General features: G+C 34.5%; 18 protein-coding genes and 1 pseudogene. 9 read left to right on the top strand and 10 right to left on the bottom strand.

What is annotated here, in order from left to right; genetic code table 11:
* Nucleotides 1-31 precede the first annotated feature (31 nt).
* Both gutM and srlR read left to right on the top strand, forming a co-directional pair.
* Nucleotides 32-397 carry a transcriptional regulator GutM gene (gene gutM, locus A9G11_RS05495; protein ID WP_065618496.1) on the top strand — a complete coding sequence of 122 codons (366 nt, stop codon included), beginning with the start codon at nt 32-34 and terminating at the stop codon, nt 395-397.
* 102 nt (nt 398-499) lie between these two features.
* Entirely contained in the window at nt 500-1279 is a 780-nt protein-coding gene (gene srlR, locus A9G11_RS05490; protein WP_065618495.1) for a glucitol operon DNA-binding transcriptional repressor SrlR, read from the top strand.
* A gap of 176 nt (nt 1280-1455) precedes the next feature.
* Here srlR and serA read toward each other — a convergent pair whose 3' ends face one another.
* Nucleotides 1456-2697 (bottom strand): phosphoglycerate dehydrogenase, encoded by a 1242-nt coding sequence (gene serA / locus A9G11_RS05485; protein ID WP_065618494.1) that lies wholly within the window; start codon nt 2695-2697, stop codon nt 1456-1458.
* Between the two features lie 80 nt (nt 2698-2777).
* The gene (rpiA, locus tag A9G11_RS05480; RefSeq protein WP_065618493.1) at nt 2778-3434 is read right to left on the bottom strand and encodes a ribose-5-phosphate isomerase RpiA; all 657 of its coding nucleotides are present in this window, start codon (nt 3432-3434) and stop codon (nt 2778-2780) included.
* Nucleotides 3435-3640: 206 nt separating this feature from the next.
* Between rpiA and A9G11_RS05475 the strand changes: the two genes are divergently transcribed.
* The 4 genes from A9G11_RS05475 to A9G11_RS05460 all read left to right on the top strand — a co-directional run bounded on the left by A9G11_RS05475 (nt 3641) and on the right by A9G11_RS05460 (nt 6741).
* Entirely contained in the window at nt 3641-4546 is a 906-nt protein-coding gene (locus tag A9G11_RS05475; protein WP_065618492.1) for a LysR family transcriptional regulator ArgP, read from the top strand.
* 89 nt (nt 4547-4635) lie between these two features.
* Nucleotides 4636-5709: a uroporphyrinogen decarboxylase gene (gene hemE, locus A9G11_RS05470; protein WP_065618491.1), complete on the top strand. Its 1074-nt coding sequence runs from the start codon at nt 4636-4638 to the stop codon at nt 5707-5709.
* Nucleotides 5702-6295: a YjaG family protein gene (locus A9G11_RS05465; RefSeq protein WP_065618490.1), complete on the top strand. Its 594-nt coding sequence runs from the start codon at nt 5702-5704 to the stop codon at nt 6293-6295. Before hemE ends, A9G11_RS05465 begins: the two co-directional genes overlap by 8 nt.
* Before the next feature lie 173 nt (nt 6296-6468).
* A complete protein-coding gene (locus A9G11_RS05460; protein ID WP_065618489.1) occupies nt 6469-6741 on the top strand; it encodes an HU family DNA-binding protein in 273 nt (90 codons plus the stop codon).
* A 162-nt stretch (nt 6742-6903) separates the two neighbouring features.
* Here A9G11_RS05460 and ybaK read toward each other — a convergent pair whose 3' ends face one another.
* From ybaK to glyQ, 4 genes are all read right to left on the bottom strand, one after another.
* Nucleotides 6904-7389, bottom strand: a complete 486-nt coding sequence (ybaK, locus tag A9G11_RS05455) for a Cys-tRNA(Pro) deacylase (RefSeq protein ID WP_065618488.1) — start codon at nt 7387-7389, stop codon at nt 6904-6906.
* 103 nt (nt 7390-7492) lie between these two features.
* On the bottom strand, nt 7493-8317 hold the full coding sequence (locus A9G11_RS05450; RefSeq protein WP_065618487.1) for a hypothetical protein: 825 nt from the start codon (nt 8315-8317) through the stop codon (nt 7493-7495).
* Nucleotides 8318-8381: 64 nt separating this feature from the next.
* Nucleotides 8382-10460 (bottom strand): glycine--tRNA ligase subunit beta, encoded by a 2079-nt coding sequence (gene glyS / locus A9G11_RS05445; RefSeq protein ID WP_065618527.1) that lies wholly within the window; start codon nt 10458-10460, stop codon nt 8382-8384.
* Nucleotides 10461-10470: 10 nt separating this feature from the next.
* Nucleotides 10471-11403, bottom strand: a complete 933-nt coding sequence (gene glyQ / locus A9G11_RS05440; RefSeq protein WP_065618486.1) for a glycine--tRNA ligase subunit alpha — start codon at nt 11401-11403, stop codon at nt 10471-10473.
* A gap of 625 nt (nt 11404-12028) precedes the next feature.
* On the opposite strand from glyQ, the pseudogene envC reads away from it, so the two are divergent.
* Together envC and A9G11_RS05430 are read left to right on the top strand one after the other, a co-directional pair.
* Nucleotides 12029-13159: pseudogene (envC, locus tag A9G11_RS05435) on the top strand (murein hydrolase activator EnvC); the annotation flags it as partial.
* Complete coding sequence (locus tag A9G11_RS05430) at nt 13156-13971, top strand: divergent polysaccharide deacetylase family protein (protein WP_065618484.1); 816 nt, start codon at nt 13156-13158, stop codon at nt 13969-13971. The pseudogene envC and the gene A9G11_RS05430, both read left to right, overlap by 4 nt.
* A gap of 3 nt (nt 13972-13974) precedes the next feature.
* Here the strand turns inward: A9G11_RS05430 and rapZ are convergent, their stop codons facing one another.
* From rapZ to dsbB, 4 genes are all read right to left on the bottom strand, one after another.
* Nucleotides 13975-14823: an RNase adapter RapZ gene (gene rapZ, locus A9G11_RS05425; protein ID WP_065618483.1), complete on the bottom strand. Its 849-nt coding sequence runs from the start codon at nt 14821-14823 to the stop codon at nt 13975-13977.
* A 99-nt stretch (nt 14824-14922) separates the two neighbouring features.
* Nucleotides 14923-15519 (bottom strand): XTP/dITP diphosphatase, encoded by a 597-nt coding sequence (locus tag A9G11_RS05420; protein WP_065618482.1) that lies wholly within the window; start codon nt 15517-15519, stop codon nt 14923-14925.
* Between the two features lie 80 nt (nt 15520-15599).
* Nucleotides 15600-16256 (bottom strand): bifunctional tRNA pseudouridine(32) synthase/23S rRNA pseudouridine(746) synthase RluA, encoded by a 657-nt coding sequence (gene rluA, locus A9G11_RS05415; RefSeq protein WP_065618481.1) that lies wholly within the window; start codon nt 16254-16256, stop codon nt 15600-15602.
* Between the two features lie 61 nt (nt 16257-16317).
* Entirely contained in the window at nt 16318-16851 is a 534-nt protein-coding gene (dsbB, locus tag A9G11_RS05410) for a disulfide bond formation protein DsbB (RefSeq protein ID WP_065618480.1), read from the bottom strand.
* Between the two features lie 146 nt (nt 16852-16997).
* Here dsbB and rluC point away from each other — a divergent pair, with 146 nt between their 5' ends.
* On the top strand, nt 16998-17981 hold the full coding sequence (gene rluC, locus A9G11_RS05405; protein WP_065618479.1) for a 23S rRNA pseudouridine(955/2504/2580) synthase RluC: 984 nt from the start codon (nt 16998-17000) through the stop codon (nt 17979-17981).
* Nucleotides 17982-18001: the final 20 nt, after the last annotated feature.

The following is an 18001-nucleotide window of genomic DNA, read 5'->3' as shown; positions in this document are numbered from 1 at the left end:
GATTAAAAATAAATCGATAATGGAGACTAACATGAATATAACTACCACATTAATTGTAATTGCTTTAATTGCTTGGTGTACGCAGATTATATTTAGTTGGTTTCAAATTCGCCGTTTTAATCATGCGTTTTTAGCGATGAAAAAAGGGACTTATTTGGGGGTTGGTCGTAGTCAAACCAAACGATTTAAACCTAGAGTATTAATTGCTATTTCACTAGATGAAAATCAAGTAGTTATTGATTCTATATTAATGAAAGGGATCACTGTCTTTGCTCTACCCAAACCGATTAATCAATTGCATGGATTATCTGTCGCTGAAATCATTCCAGAAAATATTTTTCCTAATGATCTTGCATGTCAAAATGCATTAGCCGTAGCATTAACAGCAAAAAAATAATTTTTAACTTTTATTTTGAAAAGTATTTTCTTTCATTTTAAAGTATAATATTTTATAACATAAAGTTATTTTGTTCGCTAATAATCACAGTGGAATATAATCATGAAAGTAAGGCAAAGACAAACAGCCATTTTAGAATATCTACAAAATCATGGGCAAGTAAGTGTTGATGAGCTAGTTGAGCATTTTAAAACAACCGGTACCACTATCCGTAAAGATCTTACGCAACTTCATGAAAGTGGCTTAGTTCTGCGTACTTATGGTGGGGCGATGTTGAATCGAGAAATAGGCGATAGAGCGATTGATCATAAGACTTATATAAATACATTGCCCAAAAAAGCTATAGCACAAGAGGCGGCAAAACTGATTCATGAAGGTGATTCAATTATTTTTGATGCCGGTAGTACAGTTGCCCAGATGATCCCCATGCTAGCTAAATTTAATAATCTTACTATCATGACCAACAGTTTACATATGGTTAATGAGTTGGTTGCTAATGATAATGATCAAACAATTATATTAACCGGTGGTACCTTTCGTCGTAAATCAGCTTCTTTCCATAGTAATAATGCTTCGGCTATAGCAGCCTTTGAATCTTACACTTTTGATAAACTATTTATGGGTGCAGACGGTGTTGATTTAGTCGGTGGTGTTACTACTTTTAATGAGAGTTACCATGGTAGTGTTGCAATGAGTAAAGCAGCGGCTAAGTTAATTTTATTAGTTGACTCATCAAAATTTGGTCGTCGAAGTCCTAATGTCGTGTGTGATTTAAGTGCAGTGCATACTATTATTACTGATGAGAATTTGGATGATAGATATTATCAAGCATTAACCCAAAAAGGGATTAATGTTGTTAAAGTTAAAGTGCAAGATAAATAACTAAAAAGTAAATTTAACCGCTACTTTTTATATTAAGTTGTCATTCATGCCGTTTATGGATAGAACTTAATAAAATTAAGTACGAATCGACTTTAATAAATTAAGATCCGTACTCAATATAGCTATTCACTGATTCAGTATCAATGAGTGAATCATCATTTTTAACTAGATTAATATTAAAATAATAATCTGGCTCTGATAGTGCCTGGTACATTTTTTAGCTTGACTAATAACTCTTCAGCTTTATTTTGTTCTACACTATCAATATCAATGACCACATAACCAATTTTAGGATCGGTTTGTAAATATTGCCCAGAAATATTTAGACCCTGCTCGGCAAATAATGTATTAATAGCGGTTAATACACCAGGTTGATTATGGTGGATATTCAAGAAGCGTGATGCACTCTTAGCTGGAATAGGTAAGGACGCTTCAGGAAAATTAACGGCAGAAAGTGTAGCACCAGTATCTGAATATTTAGCAAGTTTACTTGCTACTTCGATGCCAATATTTTCTTGCGCCTCAGTGGTTGAGCCACCAATATGTGGTGTAATAATGACGTTATCAAATTCACATAATGGTGATTGAAACGGATCACTGTTACTAGCAGGCTCGCTAGGAAAAACATCAATTGCCGCGCCACTAAGTTTATTACTAAGTAATGCTTGTGTTAAAGCATCAAGATCAATAACCTTCCCACGTGATGCATTAATTAAAATTGAGCCGTCTTTCATTAGATCGATTTCATTTTTACCAATCATCTTAATTGTGGTTGCATTTTCAGGAACATGCATACTAACAATGTCACACATAGCAAGTAATTCTTTCATGGTTGAAACTTGTTTTGCATTTCCTAATGGTAATTTAGTTTCAATATCATAAAAGAAAACATTCATCCCTAATGATTCAGCCAGAACACTTAATTGGCTACCAATATGACCATAGCCAATAATACCAAGATTTTTACCGCGTGCTTCATGAGAGCCGGTTGCAATCTTATTCCATTTTCCTTGGTGAGCTTTAGCGTTAGCTTCGGGAACACGGCGTAATAACAAAATAGCTTCAGCTAAAACAAGTTCGGCAACTGAACGGGTATTTGAAAAAGGTGCATTAAAAACAGGGATCCCTTTAACGGTTGCTGCATCGAGATCTACTTGGTTAGTACCAATACAAAAACAACCAATACCAGCTAGTTTAGGGGCTGCTTCAATAATTTCTTTAGTTAACTGTGTTCGTGAACGAATGCCTATAAAGCGGACATCTTTAAGTGCAGCTTTGAGTTCAGCAGGCGATAATGCACCTTTGTGATATTCGATATTGGTATAACCGGCTGATTTTAAAGTTTCTATGGCACTAGCGTGAACGCCTTCAAGTAATAAAAATTTGTTTTCATCTTTAGTTAAAGCCTGAACAACCATTATTTCCTCTCTTTTCTTTTAATAAGATAAACAGGTAGTTATAGTGATAAATAACCATCATGATAAAGTCATAAATGATATTATTTGATCTCTTTGACACCTGTGCTAGAACCAACTAATGCTATGTCAGCTCCTCGGCTAGCAAATAGTCCAACGGTAACTACTCCGGCAATATTATTGATTCGGTTTTCTAATTCAATAGGTTTTGCAATAACCAGATCGTGAACATCGAGAATAACATTACCATTATCTGTTACGACACCTTGTCGATAAATTGGTTTACCTCCCAATTTAAAAAGCTCACGGGCTACATATGAACGAGCCATGGGGATCACTTCTATCGGTAATGGATATTTGCCTAATACATCAACGACTTTTGATTCATCAACAATACAAATAAACTGTTTAGCTAATGCTGCAACAATTTTTTCACGCGTTAAAGCCGCGCCACCACCTTTAATCATTTGCATATGATGATTAATTTCATCAGCACCATCAACATAGATATCTAAACTATCAACGTCATTACAATCTAGTACTGGAATACCGTAACTTTTTAATTTTTGAGTTGAAGCTATAGAGCTAGATACAGTTCCTTTAATTTGATCTTTAATGGTTGCTAATGCATCAATAAAATGTGCTGCTGTTGAGCCTGTCCCTACTCCGACTAATGAATCTGGTTTGACATATTTCAATGCTGACCAACCCACCGCTTTTTTTAATTCATCTTGTGTCATAACATCACCGCGTTTTTGAAGATATTTTTTGATTAAACATAAAATTTTGAAAGCAAAATTTTTGTAGATATGGCATAGTAACCAATTGGAAAGCAAAAATCATTAGGTTTTAAAAAATATATTAAGTATTAGATATAGCTATGACTTTTCGATATATTGAAATGGCTTGAATATCCAAGCAATGATTAAATCATTAAAAAGAGATTATGAAGCGTCCAGATTATAGAGCACTCCAAGCATTAGATGCGGTAATAAAAGAACGGGGATTTGAAAGAGCAGCGGATAAATTGTGTATTACACAACCTGCGGTATCACAACGTATAAAGCAACTAGAGAGCTTTTTCGGTCAACAATTACTGGTCAGAACTATTCCCCCTAAAGCTACAAAACAAGGGGAACATCTCTTAGGACTATTGCATCAAGTTGAATTACTTGAACAACAATGGTTGGGTGATAATGAGCAAAATGCCACACCATTATCATTATCTATTGCTATTAATGCAGACTCTTTAGCAACATGGTTGTTACCAGCACTAAAACCTGTTTTAGATAAAAATATTTTACGCTTTGATATACAAGTCAAAGATGAAGAGCATACTTTAGAGCTATTGCGTTTAGGTACGGTGGTTGCTGCAATTAGTATTCAAGCAAATCCTTTGCCGGGTTGCCTATCAGATTTATTAGGTGCGCTGGACTATATTTTTGTTGCTTCCCCTGAATTTGCCAAAAAATATTTTCCCAATGGCGTGACTCGCTCATCATTATTAAAAGCGCCAGCGGTTGCTTTTGACCACTTGGATGACATGCATCAAGCTTTTTTACAAGAAAATTTTAATCTTACCCCAGGTAGTGTTATATGTCATATCACAAGTTCATCAGAAGCTTTTGTTCAGCTAGCTAAACAAGGATCGGCTTGTTGTATGTTGCCTATGTTACAAGTTGAGAAAGAATTAAAAACAGGCGAGTTAATTAATCTTACAGAAGGATTATTTCAAAGACGAATGCTGTATTGGCATCGTTTTGCTCCAGAAAGCAGCGTAATGCAAAATATTTCTGAAACACTGATTCACTATGCAAAAAGTTCATTATCACAACCAAAAGATCGTAAATAATAGATAAAACTTGCTAATTTTATATTAAAACGTTAGGTTTTCCTGAAACTTCTTTACAAGATGTGTTGTTAACTTAAAGAGCCGATAATATGAATCAATTAAAAAATGATCGCTATTTGCGAGCTTTACAGTGTTTACCTGTAGATTACACACCAGTGTGGATGATGCGTCAAGCTGGGCGGTATTTACCTGAATATCGTCAACTCAGATCAAAAGCGGGTAATTTTATGACGATGTGTCAAACACCAGAACTCGCTTGTGAGGTTACTTTGCAACCATTAAATCGGTTTGAACTTGATGCTGCTATTATTTTCTCGGATATTTTAACGATTCCTGATGCTATGGGGCTTGGTTTACATTTTGAAACAGGTGAAGGCCCTAAATTTACCAAACCAATTGTTTGTTTAGATGATATTAAACAGTTACCTCTTTTAGATCCTGAACAATCACTTAAATATGTAATGGATGCTATTCGTCTTACTAAAAAAGAGTTAAAGGGCAAAGTGCCGTTGATTGGTTTTTCAGGTAGCCCTTGGACCTTGGCAACTTATATGATTGAAGGTGGTAGCAGTAAAACATTTACTAAAATTAAAAAAATGATGTACAGCGACCCAACGTCGCTACATCTATTACTTGAAAAACTGGCAAACAATGTTGCATTATATCTAAATGCGCAAATCAAGGCTGGGGCGCAATCAATTATGATTTTTGATACTTGGGGTGGGGCATTAAGTCATCACTGTTATCAGGAGTTTTCACTCTATTATATGCAGATGATTTTATCTCAGTTGACTCGAGGTGTTAAAAGCCAAGATGTGATGTCATATATTCCTGTAACGCTGTTTACCAAAGGTGGTGGACTATGGTTAGATCGCATTATGCAAACCGGATGTGATGCGATTGGTGTTGATTGGACTGTTGATTTAAGTCATATCAACAATAAAGGTCAAGTTGCTGTGCAAGGTAATTTAGATCCATCTGTTTTGTATGCAGACAAGCTAACCATTGAATCCAATGTTGAAGCAGTACTTAGTGAATTTGGTTCTCACAATGGACATATTTTTAATTTAGGGCATGGTATTCACCAAGATATCCCTATTGAACATGTACAACATTTTATTCATGCGGTACATCATCAGTCTAAAAGGTTTCATTATGATTAAAAATCCTATTCAAATAAGAATAGAAAAATTGCCTGTATGGCAACAACGTTTATTTATGGTTTGCTTATGTGAACGAATGTATCCTAATTTTGTGTTTTATTGTCAACAACAGCAAAATGAAGAAGATGCTAAAAGTTATAAAAAAATACTCGATTTAATTTGGGAATCATTGTTAGTTGAAAATGTAAAAATCAATTTTGATTTGCAATTAGAAAAATTAGAAGCAATTATTCCATCTGTAAGTGATGAAAGCCCTTATATGGTTTATCCAGCTATAGATGCTTGTCAAGCACTCAGCGAACTTTTGCACTCTTATATAAGTGGCGAAATAGCTGAACATACAGCCAAAGTAAGTCGTATTTCAGCTAACACGATTGCTGAATTTGAAATGACCAAAGCTAACGTTCTACTTTCTGAAGAAGAACAACAAAATTTACCCGATGTGATTGATGAATTTGATCTTCAATGGGAAATATTTCGATTATTACGTGATGAAAATAATGAGATGTTAGATCTTATTAAAGGATTAAAGGCTGACATAAGATCAGCAAAAACCAGTAATATTGGTGTTTTTTTGAGCAGTTAAATCAATCAAACGGCTATTTTTTTACTTTTTACTAAATTTTTCTTTAACATTGGAGAAATATAGACTACATTTAACATTAATGTAATCTAAACTGTTTACAGGGGCAAAGTCGGATTTTAACTTTGCTTATTATGTTAACTTTAACTATAAAACAATTATGTAAGGATATTTCCATGAATAAAACAGAACTTGTAGATGCTATTGCTAGCAAAGCTGATATTACTAAGGTTGCAGCGAAAACTGCGTTAGAAGCAACATTAGCTGCTATTACTGAATCACTAAAAGCGGGTGGAACAGTTCAATTAGTTGGTTTTGGTACATTCAAAGTTAATGAGCGTAAAGCTCGTATTGGTCGTAACCCTAAAACTGGTAAAGAGATCAAAATCGCAGCAAGCAAAGTTCCTGCATTTGTATCTGGTAAGAGCTTAAAAGAAGCAATTAAATAATTGTTTTCTCTGTTAATTTGTTTTGCTTGATATTATCCAAGGTCATAAGGTTAAGCTTATAACCTTGGATAATTTAAGAATATCCCCTTTCTTCGTCCTTCATCAATTTTCTATCTCTACATGACTAATAAAACGAATTTTTATTGCTAATTGCTAAAAAGGTTAAGATATTATTTCAACGAATTGAGCTTGTAATATCGTTGATAAGTCTTGTGGGGCAATTTCAATTTCAAGTCCACGTTTCCCTCCTGAAATAAACATTGTAGGGAACTGCTTTGCAGTTAAATCAATTAATGTAGGTAGCTGTTTTTTCTGACCTAATGGACTAATTCCTCCCACCAAGTATCCGGTTATTTTTTGCGCTAAACTCGGTTCAGTTAAGTCTAATTTTTTACAGCCTAATGCTTTAGCTGCTTTTTTTAGATCTAAATGAGAATCGACGGGTAATACACAAACAGCTAATGTTTTATTGTTTCCGTTTAAACTAACAATCAGTGTTTTAAATATTTGCCCAGCGACAATCGCTAACGTTGGGTCGAGCTTATTAACTGCTTCTTGTCCATAATGTGTTTCATTAGGGTCATGTTCATATTGATGAATATTAAATCTGATTTTTAACTTTTTGAGTAAATTAATGGCGGGTGTCATGCTAATATCCAATCTATTTAATTATATCAATTCGATAATAACTACATTTTATTGAGGGCTACCAACCAGAGTTGGTAACCGTTTTTACTCTTTGATTTTTTGACTAAATAATTAATTGATTATTTGTAGTATCGGTATTTTCTAATACCGGTTCTTTTTCATTGAGAGTGATATATGCTTGATAAAAAAAGTAAATTACGAAAATACCAATAAAATTAGTGATTGGTGATACTAAAAATTCACCATATGGGATATCGGACAATAACCAGTTAATCAGTAAAAGACAAAAAAAGTTTCCAAGAACGATTAGGGAACCGGCAAGGCAATATTGTTTGATTGCTCGATGAGTTTCTGTAAAAATTTGGAAGAAACTTTTTGAAGTAGGTCCAGTGACTGATCCTATAAAAAAGCCATAAACAGTCTGGATATACAATACGATTGCTATAGCACTAATTATAACTAGCAACGTTAGTAGTTTTGGTGGCAATATTGGAGACAATGCTAATAAAAATAACATGAAAAATATGGCGACAACAAACATGATTAATAAGTAAACAAGACAAAATCCAAGCAGTTTTAAAAAAGTTGAAGTTGCTTTAGATATTAATGAATTGCTTTCTAATTTACCATTGGATGATAATACTGAAACGGCTAATATATTGATAGTTTGACAGATTACATTTATAACCATAAGGATCAACAATATGCGAAGCAAACTTGAGAAGGCCGCGCTAATAGAGTATGACATTGATCCCATAACCACTTGTGACCGCAAAATACTTACTACAGAATAAGTAAAGAAAAATTTAGAAATCAAAGTAAATACTATTCCTACAATAACACTTATAAGAATGACTTGCCAAAGCTTACTGCAAATAAACTGATAAGTTTGGTTAAAAAGTAGTGGGAAGGATAATTTTTTTTGCATTTTTCTAGTCCTTTATTTTTATTAATAGTAATGGTTAATTACCGAAGTTTTAATATATTTATAATTAATAACTCGATTGTAATTGTGAAATATCAGCAATTTTCAAAAACAAGTTTTGTAATTTCTTTAGTAACGCTAATCGATTAAGTTTAATTTGCTCATCATCAGCCATTACCATGACTGAAGTAAAAAAAGCATCAACCGATGTTTTAAGGGATGATAGTTCGACTAATGCATCTTTATAACGTCCATCTAAGAAATATGGCTCTAGTTTATCGGTCAAAATAGCCACTTGTTTGGCTAATTCACCTTCAGCGCCAGCTTCTAATAATGAAACATTAATTTTTTCAGGTATCGTTATCCCAGCTTTGGATAAAATATTTGATACACGTTTATTGGATTCGGCTAATGAAGAGGACTCAGGTAATGTTCTAAAATGAGTAACCGCTTTGACACGAGCGTCAAAATCAGCAGGTTTAGTCGGATTGAGTGCCAATACTGCTTGGATAGTATCAATAGCAAAACCTTGTTCTTGATACCAAGCTCGAAAACGACCTTGCATAAAACTGACTATATCTTGCACGACATTTTTGTTTGTCAGTTTATCACCATAGAGTGAGACGGCAAAACCAGATAATTCGACCAGATCAAGTGGCAGATTTTTTTCTACAATAATTCTTAAAATCCCAATAGCTGCACGGCGAAGAGCAAATGGGTCTTTGTCACCTTTAGGGAATTGACCAATACCAAAAATCCCAGCTAGTGTATCTATCTTCTCTGCAATAGATACAGCACAAGATACCGAAGTACTAGGTAGTTCATCACCTGAAAAACGAGGTTTATATTGCTCTTCAATAGCCGTTGCTACTTCGATTCCTTCCCCATCTTTGATTGCTAAATGACGTCCAATAATACCTTGCGTTTCAGGGAATTCAAAAACAGTATTGGTAACTAAATCACATTTAGTTAGTTTCCCAGCTCGTTTAGCTTGCTCGATGTTAGCACCAATTTTTTCAGCAATAAAACCTGATAATGCTTCTATGCGTAAAGCTTTATCTTTAACTGTACCTAGTTGTTGTTGGAATAAAACTGTTGCAAGGCGAGGGAGACGATCTTCTAATCGTTGTTTTAAATCGGTTTTATAAAAGAACTCAGCATCAGCAAGGCGAGGACGAACTACTTTTTCATTACCAGAGATCACGACTTGTGGATCTTTTGATTCTATATTGGCAACAAAAATAAAATTAGGTAATAATTTGCCTTGTTTATCATAAACTGGGAAATATTTCTGATCGCCTTTCATGGTATAAACAAGCGATTCTGCCGGAACATCCAGAAATCGTTCTTCAAATTTTGCGGTTAACACTACAGGCCATTCAACCAATGAGGAGACTTCTTCAAGCAAACTCTCTGTTAAATCAGCTTTACCATTAAGTTTAGTTGCAGCTTCCTCTGCTTGTTGTTTGATTATTGCTTTACGTTTATCGTAGTCAGCAATCACTTTACCACGTTGTTCTAAAATATCCGGATACTGATCCGCATTATCAATAGTGAATTGTTGTTCCCCCATGAAGCGATGTCCTCGGATAATACGGTCTGATTCGATGTCTAAAATAGTACCGGGAACAAGTTCACTACCGTATAACATAGTAATAGTGTGACTAGGTCGGATAAATTCAACTTGACGAGCCGCCCATCGCATTGGTTTTGGAATAGGTAATTTATTTAATGCAGCTTTGACCATATCACATAAAAGATTAACCACTGGTTGGCCTTTTTGATTGTGGGTATAGGACAACCATTCACCTTTATCGGTTTGGATACGCTCAGCTTGATCAACGCTAATTCCACAACCTCGCGCCCAGCCTTCAGCTGCTTTAGTTGGATGACCATTAGCATCAAAAGCTGCACTTACAGCAGGCCCACGTTTAACAATTTGGCTATCAGGTTGTGTATCATTAAGATTTAATACTTTTAAGGCTAAGCGGCGTGGAGATGCATACCAAAGTACTTCACCATGTTCTAAGTTAGCACCATCAAGTTGATCTATAAAATTAGCTGCAAAGCTCTCAGCTAACGTGCGCAGTGATTTTGGAGGTAACTCTTCTGTACCAATTTCCACTAAAAATGTTTTTTGCATAATGTTTATTTTCCTACTTAGATGCAATTGTGTTTGAACATGAATTTTGGCACATTGGGAATCCAAGCGCTTCTCGTGATGCGTAGTATGCTTCAGCAACCATTTTAGTTAATGCTCTGATACGTAATATATAACGTTGTCTTTCTGTTACCGAAATAGCCTTACGAGCATCAAGTAAATTAAAACAGTGAGCCGCTTTTAAAATACGTTCATAGGCGGGTAGCGGAAGTGGTTTTTCCAATTCGAGTAGTAATTTTGCTTCTTTTTCGTGTTGCTCAAAACAATAGAATAAAAAATCAATATTGGCATATTCAAAATTATAAGTAGATTGTTCAACTTCATTTTGATGAAATACATCACCATAAGTGGTTTTACCAAAAGCGCCATCACTCCAGATCAGATCATAAACACTATCTACACCTTGAATATACATTGCAAGACGTTCTAGTCCATATGTGATTTCGCCTGTTACTGGTTTACATTCAAGTCCACCTACTTGTTGAAAATAAGTAAATTGTGTCACTTCCATACCATTTAACCAAACTTCCCAACCAAGACCCCATGCTCCAAGAGTCGGGTTTTCCCAGTTGTCTTCAACAAAACGAATATCGTTAATTGTTGGATCTAAACCAAGTTCTTTAAGTGATCCCAAATAAAGCTCTTGGATGTTATCAGGTGAGGGTTTTAAGATAACTTGAAATTGATAATAATGTTGTAATCGATTCGGGTTTTCACCATAACGACCATCGGTTGGTCGACGAGATGGTTGAACATAAGCAGCATTAATGGGTTCAGGCCCAAGTGCGCGTAAACAAGTCATTGGGTGAGATGTACCTGCACCCACTTCCATATCTAATGGTTGGATCACCGTACAACCTTGATTAGCCCAGTAATCTTGTAAGGTAAGGATTAAACCCTGAAAGGTTTTGACATTAAACTTTTGCATGATGTTATCTTTATGTGTTAGATGAATTATTGTGATAGATTAAGAATTGCTATATTTTATACTTTTTATTAGTTATTGTGAAATATCTAATAAAATTGTGTTGTCTTATATTAGTTTAAGATGACACTTATTAGATAGTTGTTTAATAAAAGATATAATAACTCATAAACCGGAAGTTTGAAAAATATATATGACACATTCACACTAGTAATGTTTAGTATGATAGCTAATGATGTATGGTTTTTACTAAGTAGTTTGATTTTTGTACAAGAAACCAGAAGTAGTTTTGATCTTAATGAAATCATTGAACTCGCTTAACAACAGCAAGATTAATTTTCGCTCAAATAGAATATAAAAATTTGTCATTTATTGTTTAAGCTTAATTCATTATGTAAGCAAAGCTCGCGTTTAATTTAATCGATTAAGTCATGGTATCTTCAAATAAATGGCAATTAGTTTTCATTTTGCATCTTTACTTATTTCTCGGTATAGTGGAGTTTAACTTTGTAGTTAAGTAATACACCAAAAGTATAAATAAAACACCATGTCTATTTATCAAAAATTTCTGGTTATCATTTTAATTGGATTATTAAATATTAATTTTTTGTATGCTGATGACAATCAACAGTTACAATCTTTACGTTCTTCTATTTTAGAAAAAGAAAAAAGATTAGCAGAACAGAAAAAAGAACGTACACAATTAATGAATGATCTTAAAGTCCAAGAAACGGAAATAGCTAAACTACTTACCTCCATTGAAAAAAATAACCTCTCTTTAAAAAAACTTGATAATGAAATCAATTATTTAGTCAAACAGATTGATGAATTGGTAATTAAACAACAACAACAAAGAAGTGTACTTGCCAAACAACTGGAAAGTGCTTTCAAACTTGGGAAAAATACAGGTATGGCGCTCCTTTTTTCTGCTGAACAAAGTGAGCGTAATGAGCGTATCATCAACTATTATGGCTATATTAATAACGCTAGAGAACAACAAATCAACGCGCTTCGCGAAACCCAATTACAATTAAATGAGAAAAAAGAGATTTTACAAAAAAAGCGAACCTCTCAGACAGAATTAAAAAATAAACAGAAAGAAGAACAAGTACAACTTGAAAAAAATCGTAACGATCGACAAAAAACCATTTCATCTCTTGAATTATCAATGAAGGTCAATCAACAAAAATTAGCTGAACTTCGTGAAAATGAAGCTAAACTCCAAGAAAAAATTATTGAAGCAGAAAAGAAAAGTCGAAGTTTAGCCGAAGAAGATGAAAAGCAAGCGGAAAATATTGAAGCCAAACAAAAGAATAATAATTATACGCTTAATTCAGATGAAAAGGCTTTAATGGCTCGAATTAGTGGTATTGGTAAGCCTCAACATCAACTTAATTGGCCTGTAAGCGGTACAGTAGCACATCATTTTGGGGAAGCGTTGCAAGGTGAATTACGTTGGAAAGGTATGGTGATTAACGCTAAAGATGGTGTACAAGTTAAAGCGATTACCGATGGACGAGTTATATTAGCGAGTTGGTTACAAGGTTATGGTTTTGTGGTAGCGCTTGAGCATGGTAAAGGTGATATGAGCTTATATGGTTATAATCAACGTTTACTTGTTGATGTGGGCGATAAAGTTCAAGGTGGACAAGCGATTGCGTTAGTTGGTTCAAGCGGTGGGCAAAATACACCGGCATTATATTTTGAAATACGTCGTGATGGTAAAGCACTCGATCCAAGTGGATGGTTGAAACAATGAAGTTTGTTGTTAAAACATTGATTATTAGTTTGTTATTAAATATATCAACTGTATGGGCGGCAAAATTAGCAATAGTAATTGATGATTTTGGTTATCACCCCAAAATAGAAGAACAATTTATTTTATTATCCCCAAATATTACGGTGGCCGTATTACCTAGTTCCTCTAATACTGCCAATATTGCCACATTTGCGCATGATCATGGTAATGATGTGATGATCCACATGCCTATGGCGCCAATCAGTAAACAACCATTAGAGAAAGATACTTTGTTTCCCTATATGAGTGAACAAAAGGTTAAACATATTATTGCCAAAGCTGTCAAACATGTGCCTTATGCTATCGGAATAAATAATCATATGGGGAGTTTGATGACATCAAATCTAAATGGAATGCAACATGTTATGAAAGCGTTAAGCCACTATTCTCTGTTTTTCCTTGATAGTAAAACAGTTGCGAAGTCACAAGTTAAAAAAGCAGCAAGTTTTTATAATATTCCTTTAGTTACGCGAGATGTATTCCTTGACTATGAACGAAAAGAGAGTGCGATTGCCAGACAAATTGATTTGGCCATCGCCATTGCCCGTAAAAAAGGCTATGCTATTGCAATAGGGCATCCTTACCAACAAACGCTCAATGTTTTGACAATGAAGTTAGCCAATTTACCTGATGATGTAGAATTAATCAAAGTCAGTCATTTGATAAATCCTTCATCATTACCAGCAGAACAACAAATCACATTAAAAGATCTTATTGAGAAATACAGTAGCTGGATGGAAGATATATTGTCCTGCTATCCTACTGAAGAATAACAACTATTTCTTCTCTAACGTTCGATGCCGAATTTGTACTTGTTTGTTTTGTGCTTTAAAAAATTCAGCTAACTGTTCAGCAATAAAAACAGAACGGTGTTGACCACCGGTACAACCTATCGCTATGGTTAAATAGCTACGATTATTTTTTTCTAAAAGCGGAAGCCACTGTTGCAAGTAACTGGCAGTTTGATAGATAAAATTTGTCACTTCTTGATATTTAGATAAATAATTTCGTACAGCTTCATCTAATCCGGTTAAAGGACGTAAACTTACTTCCCAATGAGGATTAGGTAAGAAACGTACATCAAAGACAAAATCAGCATCGATAGGTAAACCATGCTTATAGCCAAAAGATTCAAAAATGATGGTTAATTCACGTTCTTTTTTGCCCAAAATTCGAGATCGTAAAATATCTGATAATTCATGGACAGAAAGATTATCGGTATTAATGATTAAATCTGCATGTGCTTTTAGTGGCTCTAAGTATTTCTCCTCAAGATCGATCGCTTCGGTCAAAGAATATTGTTGATTAGCTAATGGATGTATTCGTCTGGTTTCACTATAACGGCGTATAAGGGTATTACGGCTACAATCGAAAAAAATAACTTCAGGTGTAATTGAATCAGGTAAGTGCTGAAAAATATCATGATTAAAATCAAAGTTGGCAGGCAAATTACGGATATCAATACTCACTGCAACCGGAGTATTATTATCTTTTAATGAATCGGCTAATTGAGGTAACAAAACTACCGGGATATTATCGACACAATAAAATCCCATATCTTCTAGTGCGCGTAATGCAATTGATTTTCCCGAGCCAGAACGACCGCTAACTATCATTAGAATCACAGTATCAACTCCAAGATAAATGATTGTTTAAGTATATACTTTTTACTTCTAAAGATACAATTGCAATTAAAAATAATAGTATTAACGCCTTTATTTGGATTAATACTCAGTTTTTAGCTTAGTTATCAACTGTTTAAGCGCTTGCCCTCTATGAGAGATCTGGCTTTTATGCTCTTTAGTTAATTCAGCAGCGGTACAACCAAGTTCGGGTACATAGAAAAGAGGATCGTAACCAAAACCGCCATTACCTTGCTCTTCATGTAAGATAATACCATTCCATTTGCCTAAACAGATGATAGGGGTAGGATCATTTTCATGACGCATAAAAACAAGCGCACAATAGAAATAAGCTGAACGTTTTTCTTCAGGAATGTCGGCTAACGCTTGCAGCAATTTTTTATTATTACTTTTATCATTGCCATGTTCGCCTGCATAACGAGCTGAATAGATCCCTGGCGCACCATTGAGCGCTTCAACCGCTAAACCAGAATCATCTGCAATGGCAGGAAGACCGGTTAATTTGGCTGTATGTCTGGCTTTCAAAATAGCGTTCTCAACAAAAGTTAGACCGGTTTCTTCGGCATCAGGCACATTAAATTCACTTTGAGCGCAAATATCAAAGCCTGCATCAGCCAATAATTTTTGTAACTCATTGACTTTACCTTGATTATTAGTAGCTAATACAATTTTTTGCATATTAATTTCCTTAATATAATGATTCTGTCAAATACCTACATCAGTAAAAGCCTTTACCATGCATAAGGTTAGCTTCTCTTTTAAAAATCAGGTTCACAAGTGAAGGTCATACTTTCACCGGTTTTGGGGTGATTAAAAGTAAGTAGTTGTGCATGTAATAACAATCTTTTTGACATCGAAAAAGCTTCCGGATGTGCATAAAATTTATCACCTAAAATAGGATGTCCAATAGCTTGCATATGTACCCGTAATTGATGAGAGCGTCCAGTAAAAGGTAACAATTTAACCCGCGTAGTATTATCGTCATTACGCGCAAGCACTTGATATTCGGTTAAAGCATGTTTACCATTTTCCAAGTCAACCATTTGTCGAGGTCGATTAGGCCAATCACAAATCAAGGGTAGTTCAATTGAGCCGGTATCATTTTCTAAATGCCCGAATACAACTGCAATATAGTGCTTTTTGGGAATTCTTTCCCGAAATTGTTTTTTGATTTCGCGATCTGCTAATTTCGATAGAGCGGCAACCATGATGCCACTTGTAGCCATATCTAATCGGTGTACAGATTCAACATAGCGATATTTTTGTTGTAACCGATGAATAATGCTATCAATAAATTGAGGTTTATTACCTGAAACAGATAATATTCCCGGTTGTTTGTTAACAACAACTATGTGATCATCTTGATATAAAATAGAAAGCCAGGGATCGATAGGGGGATGATATTCCAAAAGCATTTATAAGTGACAATTTGTAAAGTAAAATTGTCACCTATTTTAACAAAATCAACAAAAAACGCTAGTTACTCCATAGAGAGTGTTTATTTGATGAAAATAGCTGTGAAATGAGAACAGCTAAACCAACAATTAAATAACAAGAAAATATGATAATCATCCATTGTGACATTTCAATGGTTAAAAATGTCCATATCTTATCAGAACAAGAGCCATATGCTTTAAACATGCTCGGAAACCAACTATCGAGTGGTAACCAAGAGGGAAAGTTAACATTGATTGAACAAGTATCTGTCAGGTTTGGTTCAAATTGTAGATGAGCATGGAAAGTCGATAAGTTAAATCCTTTTAATGCACTAAATAACCACACAAAAATAGCAATCAACCGGATCACAAGATTACGAGGGGAGATAAGACCGATAATGCTAGCTAGCAATATCCCATAAATAGCGCAACGTTGATAGATACAAAGTGTACAGGGTGCAAGATTTAATACATGTTGAAAATATAATGCGATAGACTCAAAAATAACGGTTGAAAGAAAGAGTAAAAACCAAGCACCTCTTCCTTTTGAGTATTGATTAAGCAGTGATAACATACTATTTTATTCCTCCATATTCCGTTATAATCTTAACTTTTAATTATATTGAAAATAATCTATCTATGTTTATTTAGTGGTAGTGTAGTTTATTTTGAAATAATGTAAACGACTTTTAATTATTGATAGCGGATTAATCATCTCTTATGCACTCAAACGCACCACAAACAAAATTACAGGTCTCATTTGTGACTATTTCCGAGGAAAATGCGACGCAACGAATCGATAACTTTTTGATTACACATTTAAAAGGTGTACCTAAAAGTATGATCTATCGGATATTAAGAAAAGGTGAAGTACGAGTTAATAAAAAGCGAGCGAAACCTGAATATAAATTAAATGTAGGAGATCAAATTCGGATTCCACCTGTGCGAATAGCAGAAAGAACTACACCAGAAATTTCGACAAAACTTAATAAAGTTGCAGAACTTGAGAAAGCAATAATTTATGAAGATGAAGTCATATTAGCGATTAATAAACCTTCTGGTATTGCCGTGCATGGCGGTAGTGGTCTGAGTTTTGGTGTGATAGAAGGATTACGGGCATTAAGACCTGAAGCAAAATTTCTAGAGTTAGTGCATCGAATCGATCGCGAAACATCAGGGGTGTTATTAGTTGCCAAAAAACGTTCAGCCTTAAAATCACTACATGAGCAATTACGATTAAAACAGATGCAAAAAAATTATTTGGCTCTGGTTAAAGGCGATTGGCCTTCTGAATGTAAAGTGGTGCAAGCTCCATTACTAAAAAATGTACTAAAAAGTGGAGAGCGAGTTGTCAAAGTAGATAAAGAAGGTAAACTTTCAGAAACACGCTTTAAAGTTGAAGAGAGATTTCATTTTGCAACACTTATCAAAGCCAGTCCAGTGACTGGTCGAACACATCAGATTCGTGTTCATACTCAATATGTTAATCATCCAATAGCTTTTGATGACCGTTATGGTGATAGTCAGTTTGATGCACAGTTAATGAATACTAAACTTAATCGACTCTTTTTACATGCAGCGAATGTAAAATTTATTCATCCTAAGACTTTGCAAGAGATGCAATTACATGCACCAATGGATGAGACACTACAAGCTTGTTTAACCCAGATTCGAAATAACAAATATCAACAAACAGAATTTTAAATAAAAAAAGGTAGTCAGTA

Source organism: Gilliamella sp. wkB108 (assembly GCF_001690195.1).
Taxonomy (GTDB): domain Bacteria; phylum Pseudomonadota; class Gammaproteobacteria; order Enterobacterales; family Orbaceae; genus Gilliamella; species Gilliamella apicola_L.
The sequence above is the reverse complement of the archived record's forward strand: the minus strand, read 5'-3'. Positions and strand labels throughout refer to the sequence as shown.